We start from the raw sequence: 6,266 nt of genomic DNA on the forward strand, positions 1-6,266 counted from the left end.
CAAGTGCCGCAATTCCCTTCTGTCGAATGGTTCGAGCAAGTGCGCCAAATTTTCAACGACGACGAGTCGTATCAGGAAGCAGGCGGCGGCATGTGCGACGCTACGGTGGGCATCAAGGTCGCGTCCCAAGCGTACATCATCGTCTTTGAGGGCGAAGAATGTTCGGAAGTGCGTGAAGTCGCAGAGCCTGACCTCGAAGAGGCGGACTTTTACCTCGACATGGCGACCGACGAGTGGGAGGCAATGCTGCGTAACATCAAAGACAACGGCAGCGCGGATCTCGACTACACGCTCAACACGCTGGACATGGACAGGCCCGACGGCTTGGCGCTGACGATGAACGGCGACCAGTACAGGCAAGACTTCTTCTACCGCTACAACCAGACATTCCAATACTTCTTCGACGCTTCCGCTCGCGTTGACACCGAGTTCCCCTCGTAGGACAAAAGCAGCGAGTAGCGCCGCGAGGAAGTAAGCTTTTGCCGGAAACTGAACGAATCTCGATATGGAGCATAGCCGGAAACTGGCTGACAGCCTTTTACATCCTGTTCTCCATCGAAGTTACGATAATCGTAGCCCTAGTCGCCTGGCGAGAAATAGTGCAGCGAACCGATGACACCGCAATCGAAACCGCAATGGCGATCGGCACCGGCTCCGCGCCCAACATATTCACGGCAGCCGCTATCAATATAGCCATCCTATTCCAAGCAGAGGTGACGAAAATGCTAGCAGAACGCTATTTGAGAAGAAGGTTTGAAGAGGGCAAGGAAGAGGGTTTTGAAGAGGGCAAGGCATTAGAACGAAAGCACAGTCGCAGGTATGCCCAAAAGCTGCGCGCTTGGAATCAAGAGCGACTCGAAGCCGCCGAGAAGGGCGAACTCTTCGACAAGCCTATGCCTGAAATTGATGACGAAACCGACGATTAACACCAACGACACTGCACTACACTGTAGCCATACATCATACCTCAACACATCACTACGAACTGAGAGGGCCGTCCAATATGCCGCAATTTCCGTCTGTTGATTGGTTCGAGTCCGTTCGTGAGAGCGCTAATGGCGATTCACAGTTCACTTCGCAAGGGACTGTGAACTGCCTGATGGGCGTCAAAGTGGGCAACGACGCGTTCGCGCTCACATTCGTGGGATTCGAGTGCGCGTCCGTCGAATCCGTGTCGGCAGTGGCGATGCGCGACACGGATTTCTACATCGATATGTCGCCGGAAGATTGGCAGGCGCTGCTGAACAACATCGTCGCAAATGACGGCGCGGACTCATCTCACACGCTGAACTCGCTCGACCTAACGATGCCCAACGGCTGCGTCAAGTCGGACAACGAACTGCGCCGCGCCGCGTTCTTCCAATATCATCTTTCGCTGCAAGCGTTCTTCGACGCATCGGCGCGTGTGGACACGACCTTCGCTTAACGCTCAATGAACGGCGCTCACCGACTAATCTTCAAGCCGGCTTCGACTAACATCACGCAACCTTCACAGTAGGGGCACAGTAGAGTTCACGGACGGGTAAATATGCCGATTTACGAGTACAGATGCGACGTCTGCAACCATAAGTCTAGCGTACTATGGCGCAGTTTCTCGCCACCGGACTCTATTGCGTGCTCGGCTTGCGGCAATGGCGATACGCATCGCATAATCTCCAGCGTCGCCCTGCACAAGACGATGGGCTCGAAGATGTCTGAACTTGACTCCAAGTACGACAAGATGCTTGACGCCGCGGACGCCGGCAATCCGCGAGCCGACCCCAACTACTACCTAAGCAAAGCAACCCCGCTGAGCGAAGGTGTGCCAGACTAATTCTGTGGACTAACAGGATGGTTAGGAAGAGTCCGGCGTACAGAGTTCGACGACTATTCGCCGGTTTGCAGGTCGTCCACTAGGGCGGAGACTCTTCGCTCTACTTCGTCTCGGATGAAGCGAACTTGAGGCAGCGCTTCGTTCGCCGGGTCCGGCAATCCCCAGTCTTCCACGCATATCAGCAGCAGGGCGGGGCATGTATCGGCGTCCACTGCGCAGCCCATGGTGATGACCCGCTCGGCGCGTTCCACGTCGGCATTCGTCATGATGCGCGGCTTGACGGCAGATATGTCAAGTCCCACTTCACGCATTGCTTCTGCGACTATGGCATGCGGACGCTCGGCCGGCTCCGTACCTGCAGACTCGGAGCGCGATGATATGCCGGCGTCTTCCGCGAATTTGTTGAAAAACGCCTTCGCCATCTGGCTGCGTCCCGCGTTGTGGACGCACACGAATAGGATGTCGCTCATTCCTTGTCGTCCTGTGCGCTTGTCGCTCGCTCGTATTCCGGTAGTGCGTCAGCGGCGCCGTTGCGCGACGGATCAGATTGCTCTTCGCGCGGCAGACCGGGTTTCAGCAGGAATTCGTGGATTGCCGCACCGATGGGCGCACCGATAAGCGGGCCGACGATGTACGCCCAGAAGCCGCCGGATGGACCGGGTATTGCGATGCTGCCCCAGCCGGCGAAGAATGCCACGATGCGCGGACCGAAGTCGCGCGCCGGATTCCAGCCCGCCTGCGAAATCGGCGCGAACACGCTTATCAACACGGCGACTGTGAAGCCGATGAAGAACGGCGCGAGTCCCTTGTTAGGCAGCGCGGCGTTTCGCTTGTCAGCAAGCGAGAATATCACCAGCGCCAGTATCGCCGTGCCTATGCCTTCAACTGCGGCTGCCATCGGCGCGGACACCAGCGCGCGCGCCGCGTCGTCCACGCCTATCATATTCGCGTCCGGGAAGTACTCGCCGAATATCATCGCGGAATGCTGGCTGCCCGGCATGCCGCGAACATAGCCGTGCATCTGCTCGAAGCGCTCTATGAACGGCGAGAACACGGCAAGAACGGTCAATCCCGCGCCGACCGCGCCGAGGAGCTGCGCACCCCAATATGGGAACATCCTGCTGTACGGGAACTCGCTGCGGCGGAATATGGCGAACGCGAGGCTGATTGCGGGGTTGAGGTGCGCGCCGGATATGGCGGCTGTCGTGTAGATGGCGAGCGTTACGCCGAATCCCCAGACGACGGCAACCTGCCACAGCCCTGCCTGCGCGCCGGTAATGACGGCGGCAGCGATCACGCCGGTGCCGAACAGCACGAGCAAGTATGTGCCGACGGCTTCGGCTATTAGGGCGCGGGTTAGTGGTGTGGACATTGCGTTACTGGCTCTTGGGGGTAACGGGGGTTAAGGGATTGCGAATGGCAGGCGAGCACAAGCGAAGAGGCGGCTTGTTTGTCAGCCGCCCCCTCTTGTGTGCCGGTGTTTGGTGTGCCGTTCTGTCGCAGTGTGCTAGATGGCGTAGGAGTCTAGCATGTTCTCCACTTGGCGGGAGAATGACTTAGTGTTAATGGTGTCGATGCCATCTTGGAAGGACGGGCGGTCGCTGTCCTTGTAGATTACGCCGACCGGCACGCCGCCTTGGTTGATGATTTCGTGCGCGGCTTCGTAGTCGCTGGGGTCGTGATGCTCCGGGATGTCCCATGCCAGCGGCGGAATGCCTCGCCGTACGTTGCCTTTCAACTCTTGGAAGGTGTTGTTGTAGGTGGTGCAGGGCGATTGCACATGCACGATGGAAAAGCCTTCGTGGTTCATCGCGTCCGCAATCGTCGTGCCCAAGTCGCGCACCTTTGTGGAGACGTGCGATGCGATGTACGACACGCCAAGCGTGAGATACAGCGCGAGCGGGTTGAGCTGCGCCTCGGTCTTGCCGTATGGCGTGGAGCTGGTGATTTCATTGAACTTCGTCGTAGGCGAACTCTGCCCCTTCGTCAGACCATAGACGCCGTTGTCCATGATAACGACTGTTACATCAAGATTGCGCGCTGCCTGCGGTGCGATATGCTCGCCGCCGATGCTCAGGAAGTCGCCGTCGCCCGCGACCACGACCACATTGAGGTCAGGACGACCCATCTTCACGCCTAGCGCGATGGGCAGCGTCCTGCCATGGATCCCGTGCAGTCCATACGGCTGCGGACCTTCGAGCAGGTGAACCATATTGCCGGAGCAGCCGATACCGGCGACAATGACATTATTCTCGATTGGCGTTTCTGTCTCCAAGCGGCGCTGTTCGATAGCGGCTTCTAGGGCGCGCCTAACGCCGAAGTCGCCGCAGCCGGGGCACCACTTAAAGTCGTATTCCGGATTCTTGACACTCATACTGTTACGCTCACTTTCTGTTCTTGTTCAAGGCGCGCTGTGATGCGGCTTGCAAGATCTACGACCTTGAAGGGCAGCCCTGTGTACTGTGTAATGGACTCTGCGTTCACGCCTTGAGAGCGCAGCACGCTGGAGAACTGACCCAAATAGTTGAGCTCCGGCACGAGCACCAAGTCCTTCTGCCGCAGTTCTTCGAGCAGCTCCGCCGGCAGCGGATTTAGGAACATGGTGTAGTACCAGCCGATGTCGATGCCGCTTGCGACGACCTCGTCGTATGCGGACTGCGCCGGTCCTTTCGAGCCGCCCCACGGCATCAGAACGATGCCGGCGTCCGTATTGCGGCTTTCGTATGCTTCGTTTTCCAGCAGCTTCAACTTGCTGAAGCGCCGCTCGGTCATTTGGATGTGCCGCTCCGGCAGGTGCGTCGTGTCGCCCATGCTGTCGTGTTCGCTGCCATTCGCCACATAAGCGCCGGGACCGCCGGGACGCGGCATCGGCGACAGTTCCCAGCTGTCGTAGCGGAGGTAGCCGTTGCTGCCGGTATAGGTTTCGCGCTCTTCTACGACGAGCTGGCTCAGGTCAGGCTTGGGTATGTTCTGCTTGCGCTCGGAGAGCATATGCTCGCTAAGCAGGATGACGGGACCCTGGTATCGTTCCGCCCAGTTAATCGCCATCGCCGCGCCGTAGAAGCACTCTTCAACCGTCCCCGGCGCGACGAGCGGAATGCTCACATCACCGTGCCCCGGCGTCAGCGCCATCAGCAGGTCGGACTGTTCGGTCTTCGTGGGCAAGCCGGTCGATGGTCCGCCGCGCTGCACATCCACAACCACCAGGGGCACTTCCGCCATCCACGCAAGTCCGATGCCTTCGCCCATCAGTGACAGACCGGGACCCGCAGTCGCGGTCATAGCCTTCTGCCCGCCGTATCCCGCGCCGACAATGGCGTTTATCGCCTCGATCTCCGAGCTCGCCTGATAGACGAACTTGCCGTCGCCGGTGAGGTTTCGCTCCATCCAGAGCAGAATCGATGTCGCGGGGGAGATGGGATAGCCGATGTAGAAGTTCAGCCCTGCGGCTACCGCGCCGACAGAGATAGCCTCATTCCCGTTGAGTAGAATTTGGTCCCCTTCCGGCATAATTGGCGGCGCGAGTTCGCCGAGGCTGAACCCGCTCTTCTCCGCTTCCTGCCTGCCGAGCGTCAGCGCCTCGATGTTGGAGGTGATAATCTGCTCGTCGTTGGGGCGCCCTCTGGTGAAGCGTTCCCGCACGAAGTCTTCCAGGATACCCTGCTTCATGCTGACGAGGTGCGCAAGCGCGCCAAGCACAATCATGTTCTCGGCGCGGGCGTTGCCTGTCGATTTGGCGAGGTCTGCGAATGGCATGCCGAAGCTGTTCGCAAGGTCTTCAGGCTCAAAATCGCCCGAGTTGTAAATGACTACGCCGCTATCGCTCACCTCGCCTCTGTGGTTCTGATACCCTTCTTCGTTGAAGCAGACGAGCACATCGATATCGTCGCCGGAGCTCAGAACGGGAGTTGTGGCGAGACGCGATTGCGCCATAACGGGGCCTCCCATAATCTGGGAGGGGAATGTTACGAATGTCTGCACATGGTAGCCGACATTGCTTGCAGCCTGTGCAAGCCCTTCGGACGAGGTAACCATGCCCTGTCCACCTTCGCCCGCAAATCGAACTATGAAGTCAGTTTTCTGCAAGTCCAGCCTCCTGGGTCTCACCTGCTATGAGGCGTGCGGATTCCATCGTTAGAAATCATGAATGGCAAAAAGGATAGAATGCCCCGAAATCTGATGCTCGCGGCTGGGGTGCAGCCTATGGCGGGCGAGATTTGAGGACAGTGTCGGATGGGAAGCTTCCGCCGCCTGATGTGTATGTGCTGCTCGCATTATTGGCTCATGTGAGCATTGAGAAACCGTAAGCAAGCCGCACTTGGACTTGCTAGATATTTCACGCGGTAGGCAATTAATATAACAGGTTTCTTAGTTTACTGTCAATTATGTGAAGGTCCAGGTACTGTATCAGTTTGAAATTTGTTCAATCGCTAAATGAGACTCAACCAAGCCT

8 protein-coding genes are annotated in these 6,266 nt (G+C 58.1%); 4 read left to right on the forward strand and 4 right to left on the reverse strand.

Annotated elements, in window-relative coordinates; translation table 11 throughout:
* The first annotated feature begins 3 nt into the window (after window positions 1-3).
* The 4 genes from F4X57_05585 to F4X57_05600 all read left to right on the forward strand — a co-directional run bounded on the left by F4X57_05585 (window position 4) and on the right by F4X57_05600 (window position 1,813).
* Window positions 4-441, forward strand: coding sequence for a hypothetical protein (locus F4X57_05585; protein MYC06625.1), 438 nt, complete (start codon window positions 4-6; stop codon window positions 439-441).
* Window positions 442-479: 38 nt separating this feature from the next.
* Complete coding sequence (locus tag F4X57_05590) at window positions 480-926, forward strand: hypothetical protein (protein ID MYC06626.1); 447 nt, start codon at window positions 480-482, stop codon at window positions 924-926.
* Window positions 927-1,003: 77 nt separating this feature from the next.
* A complete protein-coding gene (locus F4X57_05595; GenBank protein ID MYC06627.1) occupies window positions 1,004-1,426 on the forward strand; it encodes a hypothetical protein in 423 nt (140 codons plus the stop codon).
* Window positions 1,427-1,528: 102 nt separating this feature from the next.
* A complete protein-coding gene (locus F4X57_05600; GenBank protein MYC06628.1) occupies window positions 1,529-1,813 on the forward strand; it encodes a zinc ribbon domain-containing protein in 285 nt (94 codons plus the stop codon).
* A gap of 53 nt (window positions 1,814-1,866) precedes the next feature.
* Here F4X57_05600 and F4X57_05605 read toward each other — a convergent pair whose 3' ends face one another.
* From F4X57_05605 to F4X57_05620, 4 genes are all read right to left on the reverse strand, one after another.
* Window positions 1,867-2,283, reverse strand: a complete 417-nt coding sequence (locus F4X57_05605) for a hypothetical protein (protein MYC06629.1) — start codon at window positions 2,281-2,283, stop codon at window positions 1,867-1,869.
* Window positions 2,280-3,185, reverse strand: a complete 906-nt coding sequence (locus F4X57_05610) for an aquaporin (GenBank protein ID MYC06630.1) — start codon at window positions 3,183-3,185, stop codon at window positions 2,280-2,282. Before F4X57_05610 ends, F4X57_05605 begins: the two co-directional genes overlap by 4 nt.
* A 135-nt stretch (window positions 3,186-3,320) precedes the next feature.
* On the reverse strand, window positions 3,321-4,187 hold the full coding sequence (locus F4X57_05615) for a 2-oxoacid:ferredoxin oxidoreductase subunit beta (protein MYC06631.1): 867 nt from the start codon (window positions 4,185-4,187) through the stop codon (window positions 3,321-3,323).
* Window positions 4,184-5,920 (reverse strand): 2-oxoacid:acceptor oxidoreductase subunit alpha, encoded by a 1,737-nt coding sequence (locus tag F4X57_05620; protein MYC06632.1) that lies wholly within the window; start codon window positions 5,918-5,920, stop codon window positions 4,184-4,186. Before F4X57_05620 ends, F4X57_05615 begins: the two co-directional genes overlap by 4 nt.
* Between the last annotated feature and the right edge of the window lie 346 nt (window positions 5,921-6,266).

It is taken from the genome of Chloroflexota bacterium, from assembly GCA_009840355.1.
GTDB lineage: Bacteria > Chloroflexota > Dehalococcoidia > Lucifugimonadales > JADFKI01 > Bin90.